The sequence below is a fragment of the Brachybacterium sp. GPGPB12 genome (assembly GCF_038396325.1).
In the GTDB taxonomy this organism is placed as follows: domain Bacteria; phylum Actinomycetota; class Actinomycetes; order Actinomycetales; family Dermabacteraceae; genus Brachybacterium; species Brachybacterium conglomeratum.
Genome location: NZ_CP149573.1, coordinates 323,387 through 347,719 on the forward strand (window position 1 = coordinate 323,387; position 24,333 = coordinate 347,719).

Below are 24,333 nucleotides of genomic sequence, written 5' to 3' on the forward strand. Positions count from 1 at the left end.
CGGGGTCGCGTCCCCTCTTCGTCGCGGGCGCGCCCTGCGCCCGGTCGCGTCCCTGTGTATCACTCGCCACGGATCAGTTTCCTCCCAGCCCGGCAGGACGGGACGGGCACACGGCCCTGCCCCGTCCCGGCGCGGAGCTCAGTCGCGGCGGTAGGGCTCGTCGTCCTCGCGCGGGGCGCGGACGGTCTCGCGGTCGCGGTCCTCGCGGATCTCACGGTCGCGGGGGTCGTACTCGCGGTCGTCGCGAGCGCGGTCGGAGCGGGCGGGACGATCCGACTCGTCCTCGTCGTCCCCGCGCTTCTCGTCGCCGCGCATCTCCTCGACCTCGCTCTTGAAGATGCGCATGGACTTGCCCATGTTGCGCGCGAGTCCCGGAAGCTTGTTGGCCCCGAACAGCAGGATCACGAGCACGATCAGCAAGCACGATCGCCCAGGGGTTGCGGAAGAAGTTCATGGAAGTCCCTTTCAACAGCGCCATGACTCAGCGCAGGCGCGCCCATCATCCCACAGCGGACTGGGCGCCGGACGGGCCGCCACGGCGACGGCTCGGCCCACCGCACGGCGGGTCGTCCCAGGGTAGCGCCTAGCGAGGGCTGTGACGTGCGGCCCCGCGCGCGCCACAGTCACGATCGTGTCTCTGAGCACGGGCGGGGACAGCACCTCGGCGGCGCCGGCGGATTCCAGCACCGCGTCCACCAGCGGTGCCCGCACCGGGCCCTCGAGACGTGCGTAGGTCGCACCGCCACCGGCGCCGTCCGAGCCGTCCTCGCCGGGGCCGCCCCCGCCATCGCGCGACTCGGTGGCGGCGAAGGACTCGGCGATCCAGTGCCCGGCGGGCTCCAGGCGCGACCACACCTCCCCCTCGACACGGCCGGAGAGGTCCGCGTCGACCCCGGGAGCGGACCGGCTCATCGGGGTCCCGTCCGGCAGGATCTCCACGATCCGGTCCAGGCGGAAGCGGCGGCGGCCGCCGGCGAGCTCGCAGTCGGCCACGAGATAGGAGCGCGCCCCGTCGGACTCGATCCGCTCGGGACGGATCCTGCGCACGCTCGTGCCCGAGCGGTCCGTCGAGGAGTAGCGGATGGTCAGCGTCGCCTCGTCGGAGCCCTGCTCGGCGCGCGCCGCGGCGCCCACCGCGGCGAGCACCGTCTCGGCGCGGTCGGCGGTGCGGGCGGCTCGCTCGTCGGCCGAGAGGGCCTCGGCGATCTCCTCGCGGCGCGGGACGGGCGGGGCGGGGGCGCCCTCGGCCGGCGTCTCCCCGGACATGGCGGCCAGCGGCTTCGCCCGGGCGGAGTCGACGACCTGCTCCGCCTCGCCCGCGGCGGGCTCGAGGGCGGCGAGCCCGGCTAGGAGCGCCGTGATCTCGACGGCGCTGAGGCTGAGGGCGCGGCGCGCGGCTCCGCGTTGCGCACCCGCACGGTGCCGTGCTCCCACTCCGCCTCGATGAGGTCCTCCCAGCCGGCGCCCATGTCGCCGCAGACGAAGAGCACCTGCAGGTCGTCGACCAGCCGCTTCTCGCTGACGCCGAGCGCCTCGGCGAGCTCGGCGAGGTCCGCCTCGCCGCGGCTCATGACGAAGGACGCGGCGGAGATCAGGCGCGAGAGGTGGTCGCCGCTCTGCGGGCTCACCCGGATCCGGGGGCGGGGCGCGGCGCGGCGGCTTCGAGGGCATCGAGCGCGGCGACGCCCTCGTGGCGCGCGGCGACCGCCTCGAGCACCTCGGCGATCTCGGCGCGCCAGGCGGCGGGCTCGAGCAGCTCGACCCAGCGCACGTCGGCGAGGACCAGTCGGCGGGTCGCCGGGCGGGGCGACTCGGGAAGTCGCAGCCGCTCGGCCTCGAGCGGGGCGACGGCGCGGTCGCGCAGGGCGAGCGCCTTGTAGGGGGCGGCCCGCAGCGGCGCGGAGGCCCGGTCGTCGCTGTCGAGCATCCGATCGAGCACATCGGCGAGGTCGATGTCGTCGGGGCGGGGTGCCTTCGCGGCGGGGCCCTCGGCGGGGAAGGACTCGATCCTCGAGGCGCGGAACACGCGGGGCGCGTCGCGGTCGCGGTCGTGGCCGTAGACGTACCAGTGCCCGTCGTGGACGCCGACGACCCACGGCTCGACATGGCGGCGCGCGGGGGCGCCGTGCGTGCCGCGATAGGTGAAGCGCACCGAGCGCCCGGTCACCACGGCGTCCAGCAGCGGGGAGAGCACGGGCAGGGACTCGACGGCGCCGCGCGGTGTGCGCCGCAGCAGGTCGGGGTCCGCGTCGTGGCCGAGGCTGAGCGACTTCGCGCGCACGCGCCGGGCCGCTCCTCCGGCCGTCGCGTCGTCCCAGGCGCGGCTCGCGGCGAGCGAGACCGTGTACTCCTCGGTCGTGAGATCGAGCACCGCCGTGGAGGGCGAGGCGTCGATCCGGTAGTGCACGGTGTTCTCGTCCAGCACGTCCCGCTCGGCGACGAGCGGGAGCCCGAGCTCCAGGATCGCGGCCTTGTCGCGCTCGAACATCCGCTCCGCGGCCTGCTCGGACGTCGCCTCGGCGTAGTCGGGGATGACGGAGAAGAGCTTCGCGCGGTCCATCCGCCGTCGCGAGCCGATCGTCATGATGACGTTGAGCAGTCTCTCCACGTTCTTCGAAGCCACCCGCCCAGACTAGCCGGACCGGATCACAGGGATGCGGAGCTTCCGCCGCGCGCCTCTAGGCTGGGGCCATGCTGCGATGGGAACGGGGCACCGTGAGTGCCGTGACCAGCTCCTGGCCCGGAGTGGATCGACTCGAGATCGATCTGGACGACGGGGCGGGGACGCTGAGCGCGATCGCCTACGAGGAGCTCACCGGGCGCCCGCGCGCCGGCGAGCAGGTGTCGCTGAACACCAACGCCGTGCGGCGCGAGCTCGGCACCGGCGGCGACGCCATGATCGTGGCCCGCACCGAGGTGCTCCCCGAGGCCGCCGAGGTGCGAGGCCACATGGTCAAGGCCCGCTACACGCCGATGCAGACCATGGTCGACGCGCTCGACGACCCGGACAGCGAGCACTACGAGACGGTCCGGGAGGCCACCGGCATCGACGGGATGCCGGTGGTGGTCGCGGACCTGCACTCCTCCCTCCCTGCGATCGTCGCCGGGATCCGGGCGCGGCGCCGCTCGGTCCGGATCGTCTATGTGCACACCGATGCCGCGGCGCGCCCGCCGTCTACTCGAGGAGCGCGGCCCGGTCGCGCGAGGCCGGCCTGCTCACCGCCGTGATCAGCGCCGGGCAGTCGTTCGGTGGCGATCTCGAGGCGGTCACGGTCCACTCGGCGCCGCTGGGCGCCCGGCACGTGGTCGGCGCGGACGTCGCGATCGTGATCCAGGGCCCGGGCAATCTCGGCACCGGCACCGGCTGGGGCTTCTCCGGCGTCCAGACGGCGGAGTCGCTCCACGCGGTCTCCGTGCTCGGCGGCGTGCCGATCGCGACCCTGCGGGTCTCCGAGGCCGACGAGCGGGAGCGGCACCGGGGCCTGTCCCACCACTCCTCCACCGCCTACGGGCGAGCGCCGCTCGCCCCGGTGCACTTGCCGGTGCTCCCCCGCTCCGACTCCCGATACAACTCTTTTCATGAGTCCGTGCGGAAACAGGTCAAGAGCACGATCCTGAAGCCGGCGAAGAAGCGCGGCGTCCGCACCACCTCACCGAGGTCGACGCCAAGGGGTCGCGCGATGCGCTCGAGGAGATGCCCGTGCGGATGACCACCATGGGACGGACTCTCGCCGAGGACTACGCCTCCTTCCAGTACGCGGCCCTCGCCGGCGCCGCGCGGCCGAGCAGGTCCGGGCGCCGGCGGCGGCTCGGGCGGCACGAAGGGCGAGTCCAAGGGGCCGAAGGAGCCCAAGGGCGGCACCAAGCGCTAGACGCCTCGGCGCCGGCATGGGCCCGACGGAGTTGCCGGGGACAGGCGACCGACGGAGTTGATCGACGTGAGGTACCAGGAAAGTGGTACCCGACGTCGAACAACTTGCCGTCAGCGCCCTGCGCCGCGGTCGGCGGGGCCGTCCAGCGAGGTTCTTCGACGTGAGGTACCAGGAATGCGGTACCTGAGGTCGAACGACTGCCCGTCCGGCCGTCCGATCCATGTCGGCCGTGCGATCCGCGTCAGCCGCGCTGGGCGTCGCCCTCGCCGTGGGCCTCGCCGCGCTCCTCGACCAGGTGCAGCAGGCGGTGGGCGGCGGAGATCGCCCGCTCCCCGTCGTAGCGCTGGATGGCGTGCAGCGGATGGGTGCGCCCGTCCGCGAGGTCGAGATGAGCCCAGGGATCACCCATCGGGAAGCTGATCCCGAGCACCTCGGGCCACTCGAAGGTCCGGGTGCGCATGAGGTTGCGCACCTCGAGCCCGTCGGGACGGGCGACCACCCGCACCGAAGCCTCGAGATGGCAGAACAGCGCGATGAGCAGACCGATCATGAGCAAGCCGAGCCGTCCGCCGAGCTGGAAGCTCGTGATCATGACCGCGCCGCCGATCATCCCGGCCATCACGATGACGGCGGTGATGTAGGCGGCCCAGCGCACCGCCCGCGGACGGAACACCTCGACGGCGCGTGCGTCGTCGCGGCCCGGGGTCCCTGCGGCACTGCTCATCGGGATCTCAGATGCGGCAGGCCTGGATCGCCGTGACCAGGATGGCGCGGGCGCCGGCCTCGTAGAGCTCGTCCATCATGCGGTGCGCGGAGCGGCTGTCGACCATGGCGCGCACGGCTGACCACTCCCCGCCGTGCGGCGGCGAGACGGTCGGGGACTGCAGGCCGGGGGTGATCTCGACCGCCCGCTCCAGCAGTGCGGAGGGGATGTCGTAGTCGAGCATCACGTACTCGCGGGCGACGAGCACGCCGCGGATGCGCCGCTCGAGCACCTCGAGCGCGTCGTCGCGCCTCGTCGTCCAACTCCATGCCGGGGCGGGAGAAGAGCACGGCCTCGCTGGTCATGATCGCCTCGCCGAAGGGCTCCAGCCCTGCCTCGCGCAGCGTGGTGCCGGTCTCGACGACGTCCGCGATCACCTCGGCGACGCCGAGGCGGATCGAGGACTCGACCGCGCCGTCGAGGTGGACCACCTCGGCGCTGATCCCCCGCTCGGCGAGGTAGTCCTCCACGAGGTTCTCGTAGCTGGTGGCGATGCGGGAGCCCTGCGCGCTCCTCGACGGTGCTGTGCGTTCCGGCGGGCGCGGCGAAGCGGAAGGTGGAGCGGGCGAAGCCCAGCGAGAGGATCTCCTGGGCCGGGGTGCGGGAGTCCAGCAAAGATGTCCTGGCCGGTGATGCCGACGTCGACCGTGCCGGAGCCGACGTACACCGCGATGTCCCGGGGACGCAGATGGAACAGCTCCACCCCGTTGTCCTCGTCGACCACGACCAGCTCCTTGGAGTTGCCGCGGCGGCGGTAGCCGGCCTCCTGGAGCAGGTCGGCGGCGGGGTCGGACAGGGCGCCCTTGTTGGGCACGGCGATGCGGAGCACGGATCCTCCTCGGCCGATGCGGCGGCCTCGAGACGGGTGGGACGGGAAGTCGGGGGTGAGCGGCGCGGGGCCGGCTCAGAGATGTCGGTAGACGTCCTCGAGGGAGATGTCCTTGGCGATCATCATGACCTGGAGGTGGTAGAGCGCCTGGCTCATCTCCATGGCGGCGTCGTCGGTGGACTCGTGCTCGCAGGCCATCCACACCTCGGCGGCCTCCTCGACGATCTTCTTGCCGATCTGATGGACGCCGGCATCGAGCTCCGCGACGGTGCCCGATCCCTCGGGTCGGGTGCGGGCCTTCTGGGTCAGCTCGGCGAACAGTGCCTCGAAATCCTTCACGGGGCCAGGGTACGCGTCCCGGCAGGTGCTCCGCGGTGGAGACCGCCTGCCGGGCACGAGCCTCGCCCGTGGCTCAGCCGCGGCGGACCGTCGGGTCCAGGTGCGCGGTCTCGACCGTGACCCGGTCGGGCTCGGCGTCGCGGCGGTCGCGCACCCGCCACCAGACGAAGAAGCCGGTGAGGGTGAACGCGCCGTAGAAGAGATACATGAACGCGCTCGCGTAGTAGCCGGCGCTCCACAGCAGCGGCACGCCGACGAGGTCGACCGCGACCCAGATCAGCCAGAACTCGACCCAGCCCTTGGCCATGCCGAAGGTCGCCAGCAGGTCGCCCATGAAGATCCAGGCGTCGGCCCAGACCGGCTCGTAGGAGCCCAGCGCCCGGAACAGCGGGGTGAGCGCCGCGGTGCCGCCGACGAGCACGACGAGCAACAGGGCGCGGGTGCCCCAGGAGGCCCAGACGGGCTCGACGGCGGTGCCGTCCTCGTGCTTCGCCTGGCGCCAGCGCACCCAGCCGTAGACGCTGGTGGCGATGAACATGATCTGTCGGCCGGCCTGGCCGAGCAGGTCGACGGAGTTCGGGTTGCCGAAGACGTCGCCGAGGAAGACGGTCAGCAGCAGGGCGTTGCCCAGGATGCCGATGGGCCAGGCCCAGACCTTGCGGCGCATGCCGCCGAGCGCGCTGAGCAGTCCGAAGACGTTGCCGAGCACCTCGCGGAGCAGGAGGAACTGGCCTCCGCCGAATTCGATCTTGGCGTCGAAGAGCCACTGCAGGATGTCCATGTCGGTCCTTTCACCTCGGATGCAGTGGCTCCGGGGGAAAAGGGTTGCCTGCGGGGCTCGGGGAGGCGTGCGCCGTCCCGGGACCTGCGGGACGTGCGCCTCTCATCCAGGCTGTACTGTCGGTGCCGGAATTCCACCGGCTCCACCGCAGAATGCGGGTCGCGGACTGTCACCGCCGGCTCGGACTTTCACCGACCCCGGAGCACGTCACAGGATGTGACGGAGCAAGGATAGGTCAGTGCGCGGCGTGGGCGCCCGCCAGTTCGCGCAGGGCGGAGATCTCCTCGGCGGCGTCGCGGGCCTTGTAGATCGCGGAGCCCGCAACGAAGACGTTCGCGCCCGCCTCGGCGCGGCGCTCGATCGTCTCGCGGCTGACGCCGCCGTCGACCTGGATCGAGACCTCGAGGTTCGCCTCGGAGATCGCGCGGCGGGCCCGACGGATCTTCGGGAGCATCGTCTCGAGGAAGCTCTGCCCGCCGAATCCGGGCTCGACCGTCATGATCAGCAAGATGTCGAACTCGCCGATGATGTCGATCAGCGGCTCGACCGGGGTGGCGGGGCGCAGTGCGACGCCGACCTGGGCGTTCTTGCGGCGCAGGTCGCGGGCGAGCTTGACGGGGGCGCGGGCGGCCTCGAGGTGGAAGGTCACCGAGGAGGCGCCGGCCTCCGCGAAGACGGGGGCCTGGGTGTCGGCGTCCTCGATCATCAGGTGCGCGTCGATCGGGATGGGGTCGCGCTCGACGATCTGCTCGACCATGCTCGGCCCGAAGGTCAGGTTCGGCACGAAGTGGTTGTCCATGACGTCGACGTGGACGCTGTCGGCGCTGGAGATCTTGTCGAGCTCGGCGCCGATGGACATGAAGTCGGCGTTGAGGATGCTGGGGTGGATGAAGCTGGAGTCGGTGGAGTACGAGATGCTCATCAGCTCGGGGTTCCTTCCTCGGTGGGCACGGGGAGCCTGCGCAGCGAGGCAGATGAACATGGCGTCGGTGCCGTGGACGTGGGGCCACAGCTGGACGTCGGGGCCCTCGCCCAGCTCGACCTCGTCCCGCACGGCGGGCAAGCAGGCCGGCGCGGACGGCGGGGCGGGCGTCGAGGCGCTCGACGTCGTCGCGGCGCTTGAGGACGTCGGCGACGATCAGGCGGGTCTCGGCCAGGTGCGGCGAGCAGGTGACATAGGCGACGACGCCGCCGGGCGCGGTCGCATCCAGCGCGGAGGTCAGCAGGTCGCGCTGGATCGCGCCGAGCTGGCCGACGTCGGCGGGGGTGCGGCGCCAGCGGGCCTCGGGCCGGCGGCGCGCGCCCCGAGCCCGGAGCAGGGGACGTCGGCCAGGACGCGGGAGAACTCCCCGGGCCGCTCGGCGCCGATGGTGGTGCCGTCGGCGGTGAGGGTGGTGATCTCGCGACCGGCCTCGCGCAGGCTCGCCACCGCGCGGTCCACCAGCTCGGTGCGGTGCTCCTGCGGCTCGACGGCGAGGAGGTCGGCGTCGTGGTCGATGGTGAGCCCGCCGAGCAGGGCGGTCTTCCCGCCGGGGCCCGAGCAGAGGTCGAGCCAGTGGGCGTCGTCGGCGAGGACGAGGTCGTCGGCGCCGAGCGCGAGGGAGAGGGCCGCGAGCTGGGAGCCCTCGTCCTGGACGGCGACGCGGCCCTGCTTGACCAGGTCCATGCCGCCGGGGTCGCCGGAGGGCCAGGCGGCGGCGAAGACGGAGAGCCGGCCCCGGCTCGCGCCGTGGTCGATCAGCTCGTCGAGGTCGGTCAGGCCCGGGCGCATCACCAGCGAGACCGCGGGGGCCTGGTTCTGCGCCTCGAGCGACTGATCGATCTCGTCGCGGGAGCGGCCGTTCCCGGCGAGGGCGTCGGACAGGGCCCGCACCACCCAGCGGGGGTGGGAGTGGACGACGGCGAGATGCCCGGTGGGGTCCTTCTCGCGGTCCGGGGCGACCTCCGCGATCCAGGTGGCGAGGTCCTTCTCCCCCACCCGACGCAAGACGGCGTTGGCGAAGCTCGCACCTCCCGCGCCGACCTCGGCGCGGGCCAGGGCCACGGTCTCGGAGGTCGCGGCGTGCGGGGCGACGGTCATGTCCAGCGGCTGGTAGGCGCCGAGGCGGAGCACGTCCAGCGCCGCCGGCTCGACCTTCGCCAGCGGTCGGTCCACGCAGGCGGCGATGATCGCGTCGAGCCGGCCCTGGGCGCGCAGCGAGCCGTAGAACAGCTCGGTGGTGAAGGCGGCGTCGCGGCCGGAGACGCGGTGGTCGCGCGGCGAGGCGGGGCAGGACGAGGTTCGCGTAGGAGTCCTCCTCGCGCACCAGGCGCGACCCCTCGAGGGCGACCTGGCGGGAGGGGGTGGAGGCGCGGGAGCGCTCGGAGGGGCGGGAGGAGGACCAGCCGCGGCGCGGGCCGCCCTGGCCGCGCGAGCCGGAGCGCTCGCGGCCCTGCGTGTCGCGGGGTCGGTCACGACGGTCGTCCCGCCGACCACCCCGGTCATCGCGCCGGTCGCCGCGATCGTCCTGTCGGTTGCCGCGGTCGTCCCGTCGGTCGCCGCGCCGGTCGTCCCGGCCTCGGCGATCGTCGCGGCCTCCCCGGTCGTCCCGGCCCCGCCGGCTGTCGTCGTGGCGGCGCCCGCCGCGTCGGTCCTCGCTCATGCGCGTGCTCCGTCCTGCTGGTCGTCCTCGAAGCGGGCGTCGGGGCCGAGCCCCGCCCCGCGTGCCCAGTCCGCCGCGCGCATCGGGCGCTTCCCCGCCGGGGCGAGGGTCGCGATGGCGAGCGGGTCGGTGCCGGTGCCCACGAGCACCTGTCGCTTGGTGGCCGCGAGCGCGCCGGGGGCCGACGGGGCGCTCGCGCGCGAGGCCTCCTCGACGGCCTCGAGGCCGAGGATCTTGGTGCGGGCGCCGTCCAGGAGCGTCCACGCGCCGGGTCGCGGGCTCATGCCGCGGATGTGCGCGGAGACCTCGTCCGCCGGACGGGTCCAGTCGATCCGGGCCTCGGCGGTGGTGAGCTTCGCGGCGTGGGTCGCGGCCGCGTGGTCCTGCGGGGTGAGGGTCGCGGTGCCGTCCTCGAGCGCGTCGAGGGCCTCGAGCAGCAGCGCGGCGCCGTCGTCGGCCATCCTCTCGAGCGGCTCTCCGGAGGTCTCGAACTCGCCGATGGCGGTGGGGGCGGCGGCGATCACGTCGCCGGTGTCCAGGCCCTTCTCGAGGCGGAACACGCTCATCCCGGTCTCGCGGCGGCCGGCGAGCACAGCCCGCTGGGCGGGAGCGGCGCCCCGCGGCTCGGGCAGGAGGGAGAAGTGGAGGTTCACCCAGCCGTGGCGGGGGATCTCGAGCGTCCCAGGCGGCACGAGGTTGCCGTAGGCGACCACGGGCGCGGCGTCCGGGGCGAGATCGCGCGCCTGTTGCTGCACCTCTTCATCCCGCGGCGTGGTCGGGGTGAGCACCGGCACCCCGGCCTCGAGGGCGAGGGACTTCACCGGGGACGGGGTGAGCCTGCGCCCGCGGCCGGAGGGGGCGTCGGCGCGGGTGAGCACGCCGACCACCTCGTGGCGGGAGTCGAGCAGGGTGCGCAGGGAGGGGAGGGCGGCCTCGGGGGTGCCGGCGAAGAGGAGACGCATGATGGCCCGAGTCTACGGTCCCACCGGCGGCTCCTGTCGGGCCGTGCCTACAGTGGAGGCCATGAGGCGAGCGCGGTGCGAGGGATGAGCGGGATCGACCCGATCCCGGGCCATGCGCTCGGCTCCCCCGCCTATCGACGGATGCGGCTGGCGCTGGTCTGCGCGGGCATCGCCTGCTTCGCCCAGCTGTACTCCCCGCAGGGGATCTTGCAGCTGATCTCCGCCGATCTCGGCATCGGGCCGGAGCAGGCGGCGCTGACGGTCTCCGCCGCGACCGCCGGGCTGGCGCTGGCGGTGATGCCGTGGTCCTTCGTCGGCGATCGCCTCGGCCGGCGTCCCGCCATGATCCTCGCCGTGATCGCGGCGACGGTGCTGGCCCTGGCGGCGGCCTGGTCGCCGAGCTTCCCGCTGCTGCTCGTCGCGCGCCTGCTGGAGGGGATGGCGCTCGGCGGGGTGCCGGCCCTGGCCATGGCGTATCTCTCCGAGGAGGTCGATGCGCGCTCGCGCGCAGTCGCGGCGGGCTGGTTCGTGGCGGGGACGACGCTGGGCGGCCTGTCCGGCCGGGTGCTGGCCACTCCGGTCGCCGATGTGCTCGGCTGGCGGGCGGGGATGACCGCGGTGGTGATGCTGGCGGTGCTCGCGGCGGCGGGGTTCGTGGCCCTCGCCCCGCGGGAGCGGCGCTTCGTGCCGCGCGGCGGGCATCGGGCGGGGCCGTCCCGGGCGGACGGGCGGGCCAGCCGCTCGCCCCTGCCGCGTGACCCGGGCCTGCTGGCGCCGCTGGCCTGCGCTTTCCTGCTGATGGGCGGCTTCGTCGCGGTCTACAACTATCTCGCCTTCCACCTCAGCGGTCCGCCCTACCTGCCGCCCGCCTCGCTGATCGGGCTGATGTTCCTCGCCTACATGGGCGGCACCGCCTCGTCCCCGCTCGCGGGCCGGCTCGCGTCCCGGCACGGGCGCCTGCCCGTGATGCTGGGCGCGATGGCGATGATGTTGCTGGGCCTGCTCGCTGACGCTCGCCGCTCCCCTGCCGGTGCTGATCCTCGGCCTGGTGCTGATGACGGCGGGCTTCTTCGGCGCGCACTCGGTCGCGAGCGGCTGGGCGGGCACGCGCGTGCCCGGTGCACGGTCCCAGGCGACGGGGCTCTACAACCTCGCCTACTACGCGGGATCGAGCGTGCTCGGCTGGGCGCTCGGCTTCGTGCTCGCCGGGGCCGGCTGGGGCGGGGTCGTCGCCGCGGTGGGCGCGGCGGTGGTGCTCGCGGGCCTCGTCTCCGCGGCGGCGCTGCGCGACGAGGACCGTCCCGTCACGTCGGTCGGGAGCGCCTGAGCACCCGCACGCGGCGCCGTGGCCCCGCGGTCCGGGGTCGGGGCGCCGACGTCAGCGCCCCGGGCGCGCCCGCCCCGGCTCAGTACACGAGAGAGAACACCCACACGGCGAGGGTCATGGTCGTGGCGGAGATCAGCACGATGCCGATCAGGTTCAGCCATAGCCCGGCCGACGCCATCTGCGGGATCCGCACGTAGCCGGAGCCGTAGGCGATGGCGTTCGGCGGCGTCGCGACCGGCGCGATGAACGCGCTGGTCGCGGCCAGCGCCACCGGGATCGCCAGCGGCATCGGGTCCACGCCGATGCCGACGGCGACCGCGGTCGCGACCGGGAGGAAGGTCGCGGCGGTCGCGGTGTTCGAGGTGAGCTCGGTGAGGAAGAGGGTCCCCGCGGCGACGATCGCGACGATCAGCACCACGGGCAGGCCGCCGATCCCGGCGGTGACCTCGCCGATCCACTCGGTCAGGCCCGAGGAGCTGAACTGGGCGCTGAGCGCGAGACCGCCGCCGAACAGCAGCAGCACGCCCCAGGGCGCCTTCACCGCCGCGTCCCAGTCCAGCAGGCGCACCCCGCGGGCGGCGCCGGCGGGCGGCGCGAACAGCAGCAGCGCGACGATCATGGCGATGCCCGCATCGCCGATGGGCGGGTCGTCGGCCCCGGCGATCTGCCAGATCAGAGGGATGAACACCCAGCTCAGCGCCGCGAGCACGAACACGGACAGCACGCGCACCTCGCCGGAGGAGATCCTCCCGAGTCCGCGCCGCTCCTCGCGGATCAGCTCCGCACCGCCGGGGATCTCGGAGATCTCGGGCTTGAACATGACCTTGGTGAGCAGCAGCCAGGCGATCAGCAGGAACACCACCGCGATCGGGGCGCCGACGACCATCCAGCGGCCGAAGCCGATCGTCACCCCGAACTCCTGGCTCATGTGGGCGGCGAGCAGGGCGTTGGGCGGGGTGCCGATGATGGTGGCGAGGGAGCCGATCGAGGCGGCGTAGGCGATGCCCAGCATCAGGGCGGCGCCGAAGCTGGAGCGCACCGCGGAGCTGGCGGTACCGGCCGATCCCTCGGCCTCGAGGTCGGGGTCGACGCCCTCCCCGGCTCCTCGCCCTTGCGGGCGGCGTCCTCGAGCCGCGCCGGTTCACGAGCACCAGCACGGAGACGCCGATGGGCGGCATCATCACGGCGGTAGCGGTGTTCGAGACCCACATGGAGAGGAATCCGGTGGCGATCATGAAGCCGAGGATCAGCAGGGCGGGGCTGGTGCCGATGGCGCCGACGATCGCCAGCGCGATGCGCTTGTGGAGGTTCCAGCGCTGCATGGCCAGGGCGAGCATGAACCCGCCCATGAACAGGAAGATGATGTTGTTGCCGTAGGAGGCGCCGACGTCGTCGAAGCCCACCTCGGGGTTCAGCACCGGGAAGACCACCAGCGGGACCAGCGCGGTCGCGGGGATCGGCGACGCCTCGGTCATCCACCACACGGCCATCAGCACCGCGGTCGCGGCGGTCAGCGTCGCGGCATGGGGGACGTCCGCGGGCATGACGAGGTAGATCAGGAGCGCGGCGACCAGGCCGACGGCGAGGCCGAGGCGGCGCACCAGCGACGTCCGGTGGGTCTCGGCCGGGGCGCGCTCACCCTCGGAGACGTCCGAGCGTCCCTCCTGCGAGGGGCGGTCCCCGGGATCGGCGGCGGGGTCCGGGGCGTGGTGGTCGGGCGTCGGGGAGGCGTTCGAGGCCATGGTGGGGGTCCCTTCAGCGCATCGTCGCGGCGGCGGGCGGTGATCCAGAACACTAGCGGATCGTTCAGAACACGTCCGGCGGATCGAGGCGGACGCGCAGGGAGCCGCGGTCCTTGCGGGGCGCCGCGGGCCGCGACGCCGGAGCGCGCCGCGGCGGCGAGCTCGCGGGAGCGGCGCGGCTCGATCCGCGCGACTGCACGGGAGCGTCCGGCCTGGTCGGGGCCCTCGAGGTCCACGGGGCCGAGCACCTCGGTCCCGTCCGGCGGCTCGGTCGTCTCGAGGAAGCCGCGGCAGGCCTCCCGCTCCCCCACCACCTCGGCGACACGTCGGAACGGGGGCAGGTCCAGCTCGCGCCGGTCCTCCAGCACCCGGTCCAGGAACAGCGCGGAGCGGTGGGCGACGAGGTCGCGGATGGCGGGGAGGGTCGAGGTGCCGACGACGAGCACCTCGCCGCCCTCCTCCGCGGTGCGGACCAGGGAGATGGCGCCGCGCCAGCGGCGGACGGCCTCGACGTCGGCGTCGAAGGCGGCGCGGCCCAGCATCGCGTCGGCGTCGAGCAGCAGGCAGGCGCTGTACCGGCCGGGCGGGGCGGGCTCGGCGCCGGGGGTCGCCACGACGATCCCGTGCTCGGGCACGGCCTCGTCCTCGAGCGGGCCGTGGGCGCCGCCGGCGACCTTCAGCGGCGCGTCGGGGAAGGCGCGGTGGAGCTCCTCGGCGGTGCGGGTGGAGCCGATGACCATGGCGCGCACGTGGGTGCGGTCGCACTCGGGGCAGCGGTAGCCGTCCTCCCGTCGGCCGCAGACGGTGCAGTGCAGGGGCCCGTTCCGGCCGCGCTGCGACAGGGGCGCCGCGCACTCGGGGCGCGGGCGCGGGTGGCGCAGAAGGTGCAGGCGATCGCGGGGGCGTAGCCGGTGCGCGGCACCTGGACGAGCACGGGCCCGGCCTGGAGGCCCTTGCGCGACACGCGCATCGCCTCCTGCGGGAGGCGGGAGCGGCCGGAGGGGCCCTCGCGGTCGCGGAGGTACTGGTCCATGGCCACGATGCGGGGGCGGACCGCGGTGACGGGGGCGGGCACGGGATCGAGGCGGGCGAGATAGCCGGCATCGGTGAGGGCGCGCATGGTGACCGACTCGCTCGCGGCGAGGAAGAGGAGGGCGCGGCGCTCCTCGGCGGAGCGGCACTGGAGCACGGTACGGGTGTGAGGGTAGGGGGCGCGGGGCTCCTCGAGCAGATCGTCGGCCTCGTCCCAGCAGATCACGAGGGCGAGGTCCTGCACGGGGGCGAAGGCGGCGGAGCGGTCGCCGAGCACGACCCGGGTCGCGCCGCGCAGGATCCGGCGGAAGGTGCGATAGCGCTTCTCGGGTCCCTCGGTGCCGGCGAGGACCTCGTGGGCGATGCCCCGCTCCGTCAGGACGCGGGAGAGCCGGGCGACGTCGCGCTGGTCGGGGGCGATGACGAGGGCGCCGCGCTCGGGCCCGAGCGCGGCGATCGACTCGGCGGCGATCGCGGTCCACGGGTCCACGGGGTCCAGCACGAGGGAGGCGCGGGGCACGGGGCCTTCCGCGCTCCCGGCACGGGAGAGCAGGGCCGCCAGGCCCGGGTAGCGGTCCCCGTGGCGCGGTGCGGCGGGGGGATCGGGAGCCGCCGCGGCCCGGGCGTCGCCGTCCGACGCCGCCGGCTCCTCCGCCGACGCGGCCTCATCGGCCGGCGCGACCTCTTCGGTCGCCGCAGTCTCCTCGGAGGTCGCGGTGACCTCGTCCTCGGCAGGTGCTGGTGCGTCTGCGACCGCCTCCTTCTCCGCCGCGGCGCGGTCGGCCTTCTCGGCGCGGGCATGACGGGGCGGGAGAGCGAGGCGCGCGACGTCGCCGACGGTGCCGGCGGCGCGCTCGGCGACGTCCTCGCACACCCGCATCATCGCGGGAGGGACGACGACGTCGTCGGAGACCAGGCGGTGCAGCGGGGCGAGGGCCCGGTCGGTGGTGGGCTCGGCGCGGCGCTCGAGCACGATCCCCTCGGTGTCCTTGCCGGAGAAGCGCACCCGCACCCGCATGCCCGGACCGGCCGCGGCGGTGTCGGGTGTGACCGCGTACTCGAAGGGACGGTCCAGGTGGGGCGACACGCCGACGAGGCGCACGCTCGCGACCGGCGGCTCGCTCACGACCTCGAAACCGGCGGTGGTGCGCAGGCCGGAACCCCGGACCGCATCGGGGCGGTCCGGGGAGGTGGTGGCGTTCTCCGCGGCGGCGGGGACGGAAGCGGCGGGGGCCGCGAAGAGGGGTGCCTGGCCGTCGGCCGGTCCCTCCTCGCGCTCCCCCGCCGCTCCGTGGGCGGTGCTGGTCAGCGCTTGTGCACCGCCACCAGGTCGCACACGAAGATCAGGGTCTCGCCGGGGGCGATGACCGGCGGGGCGCCGCGATCGCCGTAGGCGAGGTGGGCGGGGATCTCGAGGCGGCGGCGGCCGCCGACCTTCATGCCCTGCACGCCCTGGTCCCAGCCGGTGATGACCTGGCCGACGCCGAGCTGGAACCGCAGCGGCTCGCCGCGGTCCCAGGAGGCGTCGAACTGCTCGCCGGTGGAGTGGGAGACGCCGACGTAGTGGACGTCGACGACGTCGCCGCGGCCGGCCTCCTCGCCCTCGCCGAGGATCTCGTCGGTGCTGACGAGCTCGGTGGGTGCGGGGCCCTCGGGGGCGTCGATCTCGGGCTTGGTGCGATCGCTCATGCGATGTTCCTCCTGTGGTGGATGAGAGGGGGCAGGGGTCAGTCTGCCGTATGGGCGGCGTCGAGGACGTCGACGACGAAGATCAGGGTCTCGCCCGTCAGAGGGCTGTCCTCGGTGGGCTCTCCCTCCCCGTAGGCCTCGGCGGGCGGGATCACGAGCATCACCTGGGAGCCGACCTTGAGGTCCAGCAGGTTCTCGTCCCAGCCCTGGATCACCTGGCCGCCGCCCTGGACGAAGGAGAAGGGCGCGCCGCGCTCCCAGGAGGAGTCGAAGGCGGAGCCGTCGGACCACTTCCAGCCGGAGTACTGCATGGTGAGGTAATCGCCGGCGCGGGTGGTGTCGCCGGTGCCCTGGATCAGCGACTCGCGGACAGTCTTCGCAGGCGGCTCGCCCTCCCCGGGGCCCGAGATGGACGGCGCGCCGCTGTCGTCGAGGGTCACCTCCGGGTAGGTGCCGGACGGGTCCCCCGGCTCGCCCTCGGCCCGCGGCTGGGAGACGACGCGGTCGACATCACCGACCTGGAGCAGCGAGTATGCCTGTCCGTCGTTGCCCTGCCGCCAGCCGGCCATCACGAAACGGGAGCCGACGGTCATCGTGGTGAAGACGTCGAAGGCGACCTGGCCGATGGAGTCTGTGGTGACCTGCACGCCGCCGGCCGGCCCACCCTGCCACCAGGACTGCAAGGTCTCCCCGGTGCTCGCATCGACGTACAGGTGGCGCCAGATCACGGTGTCGCCGTCGGCGATGGTCGCGCCGTCGCCGGGGACCACGACCTGTGCCTGAGCCGCGGAGATCTCGAGCGGGGCGGTGAACTCGACCGTCGGCTCGGTGCCGAGGTCCTCGCTGACGGTCACGCCCGACAGTGCGTCGCCCCCGCCGTCCGAGGCACCGCCTGCGTCGGAGGCGTCGGAGCCGCTCCCGTCGTCGGTGCAGGCGGCGAGGCCGATGGCGGCGGTCGCGGCGAGGGCGGTGGTCAGCGGCGTGCGGCGGCGGATCAATGGAGGACCTTTCGGATCGGCGCCCGTGAGCGGGCACCGCACCAGGGTACGGGGCGCTCGTTGGGCGGAGCCTGGGGCAGGGAGTGGCTGTCGTCTCAGGCGGCATGCGCGCGACGGCGGTGCTCAGGCGAGCGGCGGCTCGGCGGCGGGGGCACCCTGCTCCCGGATCTCCGCCAGCAGGGCGTCGACGGCGGGCGACTCGGTCGCGAAGGGGTCCATGACCTGCACCGGCATCGCGCCGCGGCGGGTGAGCCGCGGCGTGGTCCAGTCCACGACGTGGTCCACGCCGTGCTCCTGGGCGGCGGTGACCACCTGGCCGCGCAGGTGGGCGCGGGTGGTGGTCGGGGCGACGGTGCGGGCCCGCTCGATCCGCTCCTCGGGCAGGATCGCGGGGGCGAGGCCCCGTCGCTGCGGCGCGAAGAACACGCCGCGGGCGGGGTCGATGTCGTGATAGGCGAGATCGAGCCGTTCGATCGCCGGGTCCTCGAGGTCGATGCCGCGACGCTCCCTCACCTGGGTGAACAGCCGCTCCTTGATCGCCCAGTCGAGGTTCTGCGCCGCCCAGGACCGGTCCCCGGTGCGCACCGCGTCCAGGGCCTTCTGCCAGCTCTCGAGCACCTCGGTCTCCTCGCCCTCGGCGAGGTCGGCGACGTGGTCGAGCCAGCGCTCGCGCACCTCCAGCGCGGTGGTGGTGCCGCCGCCGGCGGTGGGCAGGGGTGCGGCGCCGGTGAGGTCGCGGGCCACGGCGCGGATCGCGGAGATGTCGTCGGCCAGGCCCAGCTCGGGCAGGGCCCTGCCCGATTCGATCGCGCGCGAGACCAGGTCGGTGGTCGCGAAGCGCAGGTGGGTGGAGACCTCGCTCATGGTCGAGTCGCCGACGATGACGTGGAGGCGCCGGTAGAGGTTCGCGTCCCCGTGCGGCTCGTCGCGGGTGTTGATGATGGGGCGGGTGCGGGTGGTGGCGGAGGAGACCGCCTCCCACATGTGGTCGCTGCGTCGGGAGAAGACGAACTGCGCTCCCGCCCCCTCGCCCGCCTCGCCGGGGACGGCGGGGGCGATTCCCCCGGCGCCGGTGACGATCTGGCGGGTGACCAGGAAGGGCAGCAGGTAGCGGGGCAGGCGGGTGAACTCGCCGCGCCGGTCCACGAGGTAGTTCTCGTGGGAGCCGAAGGCGTTGCCGGCCGAGTCGACGTTGTTCTTGAGCAGGTGGATGCGGGCGTCCTGGCCGTCCTCGGCCAGGCGCGCATCGGCCTGGGCGGTGAGCTCGGCGAAGATCCGCTCTCCCGCGCGGTCCTGGGCCACCAGGTCCCACCAGTCGTCGCACTCGGCGGTCGCGTACTCCGGGTGGGAGCCGACGTCGAGGTAGAGCCGGGCGGCGCCGCGGAGGAAGACGTTCGAGGAGCGGCCCATCGCGACGACCGGCCGGAACAGCTCCCTCGCCGCCTCCTCCGGCTCGAGGGCGCGGGCGCCGTCGGCGCGCACGCACACGAGCCCGAACTCGGTCTCCAGACCTCCCACTCGGCGCTTCATCGGGTCACTGGCCGCCCTTCTGCACGAAGGAGCGCACGAAGGTCTCGGCGTTGGACTCGAGGACGGAGTCGATCTCGTCGAGCAGGTCGTCGGTGCCCTGGACGGAGGCGAAGGTCTGGCCTCCGGTCAGCGTCTCGTCGTCGGGCGCGTTCTCGTCAGGGCCGCCGCCGGGGGCGTTCAGGGACTGCTGGGACATGGCGTCCTCCTTCAGGGGTGCGGGTGGGTCAGGATGCGGTGACGGCCCGGCGCGCCGCGTCGAGCACGTCGTCGAGGTCGGAGTCGGGGTCGATGCCGTGGCGGGCGCACCATTCGGCGCCGCCCAGGCGCGGGTCCGCCAGGCGCGCCGGTGGCCGCCCGTGGGGCCCGCGACGGTGATCGCGTCCCAGCCGGCGGAGGGGACGTGAGCGCCGTGGGCGGAGATCAGCCCGCCGCGCAGGTGGGCGCGGGTGCTGGCCGGGGCGGTGGTGATCGCGGCCTCGACCTCGTCGGCGCCCACGAGGGTGGCGACGGCGCCGGCGGCGCGGAGCCTGTCGAACAGGCCCTTGCCGGGGCGGAGGTCCGAGTACTGCAGGTCGACCATGCCCAGCCGCGGATCGGACCAGTCCAGGCCGTGCCGGGCGCGGTAGCGCTCGAGCAGGGAGAGCTTGGCAACCCATTCGACGCGGGAGGCGGCGCGCATCGGGTCCTCGGCGAGGAGGTCGAGGATCTCGCCCCAGGCGCGGAGCACCTGCGCGGTCTCCTCGTCGGCCGCATCGGCCGCGGTGGAGAGCGCCTCGAGGTGGGCGCGCTGGATCTCGAGGGCGGTGAGCTCGCGGCCGTCCGCGAGCGGGACCGTCGCCCGCAGGCTCGGGTCGTGGCTGATCGTGCGCACGGCGGCCACCGGGTCGGCAAGCGCCAGGTCCGGCAGGATCCGCCGCCCGGCGCGGTGCTCCGCCTCGAGCGCGGCGAGGACGAGGGAGGTGGTGCCGAGCTTGAGGAAGGTGGACTCCTCGAGCAGGTTGGCGTCCCCGATGATCACGTGGAGGCGGCGGAAGCGGCCCGGGTCCGAATGCGGCTCGTCGCGGGTGTTGACGATCGGGCGGTTCAGGGTGGTCTCGAGGCCGACCTCCGCCTCCATGAAGTCGGCGCGCGAGGAGAGCTGGAAGCCCGGCGTCTCGCCGCGGGTGCCGATTCCGACGCGGCCCGCGCCGACCAGCACCTGCCGGGTGGCGAAGAAGGGCAGCAGCGCCTCGACGATCCGCTCGAAGGGCACGTCCCGGTCCACGAGATAGTTCTCGTGGGTCCCGTAGGAGGCGCCCTTGCCGTCGGTGTTGTTCTTGTACAGGGCGACCTCGGGGATTCCCTCGGCGCCGGCGAGGGTGCCCATCGCCCGGCGGGCGATCTCCTCCCCTGCCCGGTCCACGACGACGGCCTCGCGGGCGCGCAGGACCTCCGGGGCGGAGTACTCGGGATGGGCGTGGTCGACGTACCAGCGGGCGCCGTTGCGCAAGACCGCGTTGCCGATCGAGCGCTGCGAGGCCCAGGCGAGGATCTCGGCGTCATCGCCCTCGGGCGCGACCTCCGGGCCCGTCACGGGCGCGTCGAGCTCGACGCTCGGCACGTGGGCGTCGCGCACCTCGTCGGTGAGCTGGGTGGGATGGGCGGCGGCGCGCCGCATCTCGAAGCCGCGCGCGTCCCGCAGGGGGTCTCGTCGCCGTAGTCCCAGCGCACGCGCCGGCCGCGCTCCCCCTCGGCGGGGTCGAGCAGGGCGTAGGCGCCGACGACGAGATGGGACAGCAGGATCGAGCCGCCGGCCCCGGCGCGGGCGCGGTCCTCGAGGTCGGCGTGCGCGACGCCGAACTCGGTCTCGATGCCCATCACCCGCTCGGTGGTGAGGGCGGGTCGGTGCCGCTCGGTCATGCGGAGACCTCTTCGGCGGCGGCGTCCTCGGGCCGGTCGCGGTCCTGCAGCGGGACCACGGCCTCGACCCGGCGGCGGGAGCGGCCGGGCAGTCCGGTGACCCGCGCCCAGTCCTCGGCATGGGCGGCCGAGGGCATGTCCTCGTTCTCCGCGAACTCGACGCGGATCGCCTCGGTCAGGTGCTCGGAGCCGACGCCGACCTCGCCCGTGGCGATCTGGTCCTTCACGGCGAGCTTCTTCGCCCGGTCCACGATGTTGCGCGCGTCGCCCCGGAGACGAAGTCGCGGAAGTGGAGGGTGTCGTGGCCGCCGTCGGCGTACTCGACCCGCACGTAGGCGGTGGCGGGGCCCTCGGCGTAGATCTCGCGCACGGCGAGGTCCAGCAGCGACTCGCGGTCCTCCCGCACGGGCACGTCCTCGCCGAGGTACAGGCCGAGGATCTCGCGGCCGGCGCGGGCGTTCGGGCGGCGCACCCGGATCTTCACGTCCAGGCGGCCTGGCCGCAGGATCGCCGGGTCGATCATGTCCTCGCGGTTCGAGGCGCCGATGACGATCACGTTGTCCAGGCCCTCGACGCCGTCGATCTCGGCGAGCGCCTGGGGCACGATCGTGGTCTCGACGTCGCTGGACGTGCCGGTGCCGCGGGTGCGGAACAGCGCCTCCATCTCGTCGAAGAAGATCACCACGGGGTGGTCGGCGGCGGCCTTCTCCCGCGCCCGCTCGAACACCAGGCGGATCGACCGCTCGGTCTCGCCGACGTACTTGTTCAGCGACTCGGGGCCCTTGACGTTGAGGAAGGCGGAGTTCGCCAGCGCGTCCTCCACGCTCACCCCGCGCACCTCGGCGGCGCGCGCGACGAGCTCGTGCGCGACGGCCTTCGCGATCATGGTCTTGCCGCGACCGGGCGGGCCGTAGAGCGAGACGCCCTGCGGGGGCCGCGGCCCGTAGGTGCGGTAGAGGTCCTGCTGCAGGAAGGGCGGCTCGACCGCGTCGCGGATCGCCTCGATCTGCTCGCCGAGCCCGCCGATCTCGCCGAATGACACCTCCGGCACCTGCTCGAGCACCAGATCGGTGATCTCGGCGCGGTCGATCCGCTCGAGCACGAGCTGGTCGCGCAGGTCCACGAGCACGTGGTCGCCGGGGTGGAGGGTCTCCTCGGCGAGGGCGCCCGCGCGGCGCGCAAGACGCGGGTGTCGTCGGGGGCGACCGCGACGAGGACGCGCGAGTCGGCGAGGGCCTCGACGACGGGCACGACATTGCCGGAGTCGCCCTGCGGCACCGCCTCGACCGCGGCGAGGGCCTCGTTCAGGCGCGACTCGGTGCCGGGGGTGAGGGCGTCGAGGTCGAGGCTCGCCGCGGTCGCGACGCGCAGTCGTCGGCCGTTGTGGAGCACGTCGATGGTGGTGCCCTCGCAGCGGCGCAGGAAGGTGGCGTAGGAGTTCGGCGGGTCCCCCACCCGCTCGAGGTCGTTCTTGAGCTCGACGATCTGGGCGCGGGCGGAGCGCGGCCCGCTGACCAGTCGCTCGTTGTGGGCGGCGAGCTTCTCGAGCTCGGCGGTCATCTCCGCGTAGGTCTTCATCGTCGTCTCCTCCCCGTGGGGCGGGTTCCTCGGTGGTCTGTGATGGTGCGGCTCAGCGGTCCCGGCCCTGGCGGATGTCGCGCAGGGCGCGCTTGAGCTTGCGGGGTGCGACGCCGCGCTCGGGTCTTCATCGTCGTCTCCTCCCCGTGGGGCGGGTTCCTCGGTGGTCTGTGATGGTGCGGCTCAGCGGTCCCGGCCCTGGCGGATGTCGCGCAGGGCGCGCTTGAGCTTGCGGGGTGCGACGCCGCGCTCGCCGACGTCCTGGGCGGTCCACTCGCCCGAGCCGCCGCCGAAGCCCTCGTTGTCGGGGTGGTTCAGCTCCTCCTCGTCGCGGGAGCCGGGCGCGGGCCGGGTCGCGCGGCGCGCCGCCTCGGTGCCGTGGGCGGTGCGGCGGGCGGTGAGCAGGAAGCCGGTGTGCGCGTTCATGCGGTGCTCGGGGCGCACGGCGAGGCCCTCGAGGTGCCAGGGACGCACGAAGGACTCCCAGGCGTGGGGCTCGGTGAACTCGCCGTGGTCGCGCGCGCCTCCGCGGTGCGGGAGAGCTGGGTGACGGTGGCGACGTAGGCGAGGAACACGCCGCCGGAGACGAGCACGTCCGCGGCGGCCTCCACGCACTCCCAGGGGGCGAGCATGTCCAGGACCACGCGGTCCACCGCGGCAGTGCCGAGGGTGGGGGCGACGTCCTGGAAGTCGCCGACAGTGAGGTCCCAGCGCGGGTGCGCGGCGCCTCCTCCTTGAGCCCGAAGAAGGTGCCGACGTTCTCGCGGGCGACCTCGGCGAAGTCCTCGCGACGCTCGATGGAGTGGACGGAGCCCTCGGGGCCGACGGCGCGCAGCAGCGCGGTGGTCAGCCCTCCCGAGCCGACGCCGGACTCGAGCACGCGCGCCCCCGGGAAGATGTCGCCCCACATGAGGATCTGCGCGGAGTCCTTGGGGTAGATGATCGCGGCGCCGCGCGGCATGGCGAGCATGTAGTCGGCGTACAGGGGCCGCGCGCCTGGTAGCGGATGCCGTGGCTGTTCTCGACGACGGTGCCGTCCTCGGCGCCGATCAGCTGGTCGTGGTGGAGCACGCCGCGGTGGGAGTGGAACTGCCCGCCCGGCTTCAGGGTGATGGTGTGCAGGCGGTTCTTGGAGTCCGCGAGCTGGACCTTGTCGCCGAGGGCGAAGGGTCCGGTGCGGTCGAGGCCGCGACGGGGCGCGCGGGGCGCGGGGCCCGACGCCGTGTCGTCGGCGGCGGGCGGCGGCTGAGAAGTCATGCTCTCCAGCATAGGGCCGGACCAGCGCGGTGACCGGGCCTGTTCACCGTCCGCGCAGGAGCGTGTTCACGTCGGCGCTGAGGATCACGCCCTGGGGCCGCCCGTCGGGGTCGACCACGAGGTAGACCGGCGCGGGGCGCGCGAGCATCGCGGAGACCAGCTCCTCGCCGCCGAGGCCCGTGCGCGGCGCGACCACGTCCCCGACGGGCTCGGCGACGGCGGAGGCGGGGACCTGCTCGCGGTGCCCCGGCGGGACCGCTGCGACCGCCTCCCCCTGGAGGCGCGGCGCCCGGCCGACGGTGCCGGGGCGCGGGGAGGCGGGATCCAGCAGCGAGCACCTGCTCCGCCCCCGGCCCGTCGGGCGGCGCGGCGAGCGGGGTGTGCGGGGCGAGCAGGCGCACCGGCCGGGCGAGCGCGACGGCGTCGAGCGCCCCCACCCGCTCCTGGACGCGCGCCTCCTCCAGGGCGCGGCTCGCCCCCTGCCAGAGCAGGCCCGCGATGAGCGGCGCCCAGAGGAGCGTCAGCAGGGAGAAGCCGCCCGCTCCGCCGAGGCGCACGATCCGCGACAGCGGCAAGAGCACCACGCCGACGGCGATGGCACGTCCGATCCAGGCGGTGATCCGGGTGCCGAGGACCGGACGGCGCAGGACCGCGCCGAGCAGGGACTCCAGCGCCCGCCCGCCGTCCATCGGCAGGCCGGGGAGCAGGTTGAACAGGGCCAGGACCACGTTCAGCCAGGTCGCGAAGGAGGCGGCGACCGAGAGCACCGTGCCCTGTGCCGCGATCGCGCCGAGGGCGCCGGTCGCCGCGGCGAGCAGGCCGTTGCTCGCGGGGCCGGCGAGGGAGACCAGCACGGACCCGATCGCGGGCATCCGCTCGGCCCGGTACTGCGTGTGCCCGCCCCACAGGGTCAGCGCGATGTGGTCGACCCTCGCCCCGAAGGCGCGCGCGACGAGCGCATGGGCGAGCTCGTGGACCAGCACGGAGAGGATGAGGAACAGGCCCAGGCCGAGGGCGACGAGCGCGCTCCGCCCGGCGGAGAGGCCCGGCCCCTGCAGCGAGGGGAACATCAGCACGGCCACCAGCAAGCACC

Annotated in this window: 22 protein-coding genes, 6 pseudogenes and 1 riboswitch; of the genes and pseudogenes, 3 read left to right on the forward strand and 25 right to left on the reverse strand. The window is 74.1% G+C overall.

Annotated elements, in window-relative coordinates:
- Positions 1-138 precede the first annotated feature (138 nt).
- The 4 genes from WKH84_RS01705 to WKH84_RS01720 are packed head-to-tail and all read right to left on the reverse strand — an operon-like array spanning position 139 to position 2,623.
- The gene (locus WKH84_RS01705) at positions 139-411 is read right to left on the reverse strand and encodes a twin-arginine translocase TatA/TatE family subunit (protein ID WP_341856738.1); all 273 of its coding nucleotides are present in this window, start codon (positions 409-411) and stop codon (positions 139-141) included.
- A gap of 54 nt (positions 412-465) precedes the next feature.
- Complete coding sequence (locus tag WKH84_RS01710; RefSeq protein ID WP_341855418.1) at positions 466-1,434, reverse strand: WYL domain-containing protein; 969 nt, start codon at positions 1,432-1,434, stop codon at positions 466-468.
- Entirely contained in the window at positions 1,347-1,628 is a 282-nt protein-coding gene (locus WKH84_RS01715; protein ID WP_341855419.1) for a hypothetical protein, read from the reverse strand. The genes WKH84_RS01710 and WKH84_RS01715 overlap by 88 nt, the downstream gene beginning before the upstream one ends.
- On the reverse strand, positions 1,625-2,623 hold the full coding sequence (locus tag WKH84_RS01720) for a WYL domain-containing protein (RefSeq protein WP_341855420.1): 999 nt from the start codon (positions 2,621-2,623) through the stop codon (positions 1,625-1,627). The genes WKH84_RS01715 and WKH84_RS01720 overlap by 4 nt, the downstream gene beginning before the upstream one ends.
- A gap of 68 nt (positions 2,624-2,691) precedes the next feature.
- Here WKH84_RS01720 and WKH84_RS01725 point away from each other — a divergent pair.
- Together WKH84_RS01725 and WKH84_RS01730 are read left to right on the forward strand one after the other, a co-directional pair.
- Positions 2,692-3,710, forward strand: a pseudogene (locus WKH84_RS01725) (DUF3866 family protein).
- Positions 3,686-4,036: pseudogene (locus WKH84_RS01730) on the forward strand (hypothetical protein); the annotation flags it as partial. The pseudogenes WKH84_RS01725 and WKH84_RS01730, both read left to right, overlap by 25 nt.
- Before the next feature lie 77 nt (positions 4,037-4,113).
- On the opposite strand, the gene WKH84_RS01735 reads toward WKH84_RS01730, so the two are convergent.
- The 7 genes and pseudogenes from WKH84_RS01735 to fmt all read right to left on the reverse strand — a co-directional run bounded on the left by WKH84_RS01735 (position 4,114) and on the right by fmt (position 10,188).
- Positions 4,114-4,596 (reverse strand): PH domain-containing protein, encoded by a 483-nt coding sequence (locus tag WKH84_RS01735; protein WP_341855421.1) that lies wholly within the window; start codon positions 4,594-4,596, stop codon positions 4,114-4,116.
- 7 nt (positions 4,597-4,603) lie between these two features.
- A pseudogene (gene hisG / locus WKH84_RS01740) lies at positions 4,604-5,464 on the reverse strand (ATP phosphoribosyltransferase).
- Between the two features lie 75 nt (positions 5,465-5,539).
- Complete coding sequence (locus WKH84_RS01745; protein ID WP_341855422.1) at positions 5,540-5,803, reverse strand: phosphoribosyl-ATP diphosphatase; 264 nt, start codon at positions 5,801-5,803, stop codon at positions 5,540-5,542.
- A gap of 73 nt (positions 5,804-5,876) precedes the next feature.
- Positions 5,877-6,584 (reverse strand): nicotinamide riboside transporter PnuC, encoded by a 708-nt coding sequence (gene pnuC, locus WKH84_RS01750; RefSeq protein ID WP_341855423.1) that lies wholly within the window; start codon positions 6,582-6,584, stop codon positions 5,877-5,879.
- 90 nt (positions 6,585-6,674) lie between these two features.
- Positions 6,675-6,793: riboswitch (FMN riboswitch) on the reverse strand.
- A gap of 26 nt (positions 6,794-6,819) precedes the next feature.
- Complete coding sequence (gene rpe, locus WKH84_RS01755; protein WP_341856739.1) at positions 6,820-7,506, reverse strand: ribulose-phosphate 3-epimerase; 687 nt, start codon at positions 7,504-7,506, stop codon at positions 6,820-6,822.
- 51 nt (positions 7,507-7,557) lie between these two features.
- Positions 7,558-9,226, reverse strand: a pseudogene (locus tag WKH84_RS01760) (transcription antitermination factor NusB); the annotation flags it as partial.
- On the reverse strand, positions 9,223-10,188 hold the full coding sequence (gene fmt, locus WKH84_RS01765) for a methionyl-tRNA formyltransferase (protein WP_341855424.1): 966 nt from the start codon (positions 10,186-10,188) through the stop codon (positions 9,223-9,225). The gene fmt and the pseudogene WKH84_RS01760, both read right to left, overlap by 4 nt.
- 84 nt (positions 10,189-10,272) lie before the next feature.
- Here fmt and WKH84_RS01770 point away from each other — a divergent pair, with 84 nt between their 5' ends.
- Positions 10,273-11,712 (forward strand): MFS transporter, encoded by a 1,440-nt coding sequence (locus WKH84_RS01770; protein WP_341855425.1) that lies wholly within the window; start codon positions 10,273-10,275, stop codon positions 11,710-11,712.
- On the opposite strand, the gene WKH84_RS01775 is transcribed toward WKH84_RS01770, so the two are convergent.
- The 14 genes and pseudogenes from WKH84_RS01775 to WKH84_RS01840 form a co-directional block, all read right to left on the reverse strand.
- The gene (locus WKH84_RS01775; RefSeq protein WP_341855426.1) at positions 11,595-12,554 is read right to left on the reverse strand and encodes a DASS family sodium-coupled anion symporter; all 960 of its coding nucleotides are present in this window, start codon (positions 12,552-12,554) and stop codon (positions 11,595-11,597) included. The genes WKH84_RS01770 and WKH84_RS01775 overlap by 118 nt on opposite strands.
- A 172-nt stretch (positions 12,555-12,726) precedes the next feature.
- A pseudogene (locus tag WKH84_RS01780) lies at positions 12,727-13,059 on the reverse strand (SLC13 family permease); the annotation flags it as partial.
- An 11-nt stretch (positions 13,060-13,070) separates the two neighbouring features.
- A complete protein-coding gene (locus WKH84_RS01785; RefSeq protein WP_341855427.1) occupies positions 13,071-14,006 on the reverse strand; it encodes a hypothetical protein in 936 nt (311 codons plus the stop codon).
- Positions 13,934-15,625, reverse strand: a complete 1,692-nt coding sequence (locus WKH84_RS01790; protein ID WP_341855428.1) for a hypothetical protein — start codon at positions 15,623-15,625, stop codon at positions 13,934-13,936. Before WKH84_RS01790 ends, WKH84_RS01785 begins: the two co-directional genes overlap by 73 nt.
- Positions 15,595-15,978: an FKBP-type peptidyl-prolyl cis-trans isomerase gene (locus WKH84_RS01795; protein ID WP_010551590.1), complete on the reverse strand. Its 384-nt coding sequence runs from the start codon at positions 15,976-15,978 to the stop codon at positions 15,595-15,597. Before WKH84_RS01795 ends, WKH84_RS01790 begins: the two co-directional genes overlap by 31 nt.
- Before the next feature lie 38 nt (positions 15,979-16,016).
- Complete coding sequence (locus tag WKH84_RS01800) at positions 16,017-16,976, reverse strand: FKBP-type peptidyl-prolyl cis-trans isomerase (protein ID WP_341855429.1); 960 nt, start codon at positions 16,974-16,976, stop codon at positions 16,017-16,019.
- A 123-nt stretch (positions 16,977-17,099) separates the two neighbouring features.
- Positions 17,100-18,506: a Pup--protein ligase gene (gene pafA, locus WKH84_RS01805; RefSeq protein WP_341855430.1), complete on the reverse strand. Its 1,407-nt coding sequence runs from the start codon at positions 18,504-18,506 to the stop codon at positions 17,100-17,102.
- Between the two features lie 4 nt (positions 18,507-18,510).
- Complete coding sequence (dop, locus tag WKH84_RS01810; RefSeq protein ID WP_341855431.1) at positions 18,511-20,163, reverse strand: depupylase/deamidase Dop; 1,653 nt, start codon at positions 20,161-20,163, stop codon at positions 18,511-18,513.
- Positions 20,076-20,405: a hypothetical protein gene (locus WKH84_RS01815; protein ID WP_341855432.1), complete on the reverse strand. Its 330-nt coding sequence runs from the start codon at positions 20,403-20,405 to the stop codon at positions 20,076-20,078. Before WKH84_RS01815 ends, dop begins: the two co-directional genes overlap by 88 nt.
- The gene (locus WKH84_RS01820) at positions 20,402-20,656 is read right to left on the reverse strand and encodes a hypothetical protein (protein ID WP_341855433.1); all 255 of its coding nucleotides are present in this window, start codon (positions 20,654-20,656) and stop codon (positions 20,402-20,404) included. Before WKH84_RS01820 ends, WKH84_RS01815 begins: the two co-directional genes overlap by 4 nt.
- Complete coding sequence (locus WKH84_RS01825) at positions 20,629-21,291, reverse strand: AAA family ATPase (RefSeq protein ID WP_341856740.1); 663 nt, start codon at positions 21,289-21,291, stop codon at positions 20,629-20,631. The genes WKH84_RS01820 and WKH84_RS01825 overlap by 28 nt, the downstream gene beginning before the upstream one ends.
- Positions 21,288-21,983, reverse strand: coding sequence for a hypothetical protein (locus WKH84_RS01830; protein ID WP_341855434.1), 696 nt, complete (start codon positions 21,981-21,983; stop codon positions 21,288-21,290). Before WKH84_RS01830 ends, WKH84_RS01825 begins: the two co-directional genes overlap by 4 nt.
- Before the next feature lie 183 nt (positions 21,984-22,166).
- Positions 22,167-23,240, reverse strand: a pseudogene (locus WKH84_RS01835) (tRNA (adenine-N1)-methyltransferase).
- The gene (locus WKH84_RS01840; protein ID WP_341856741.1) at positions 23,237-24,310 is read right to left on the reverse strand and encodes a M50 family metallopeptidase; all 1,074 of its coding nucleotides are present in this window, start codon (positions 24,308-24,310) and stop codon (positions 23,237-23,239) included. Before WKH84_RS01840 ends, WKH84_RS01835 begins: the two are co-directional and overlap by 4 nt.
- Between the last annotated feature and the right edge of the window lie 23 nt (positions 24,311-24,333).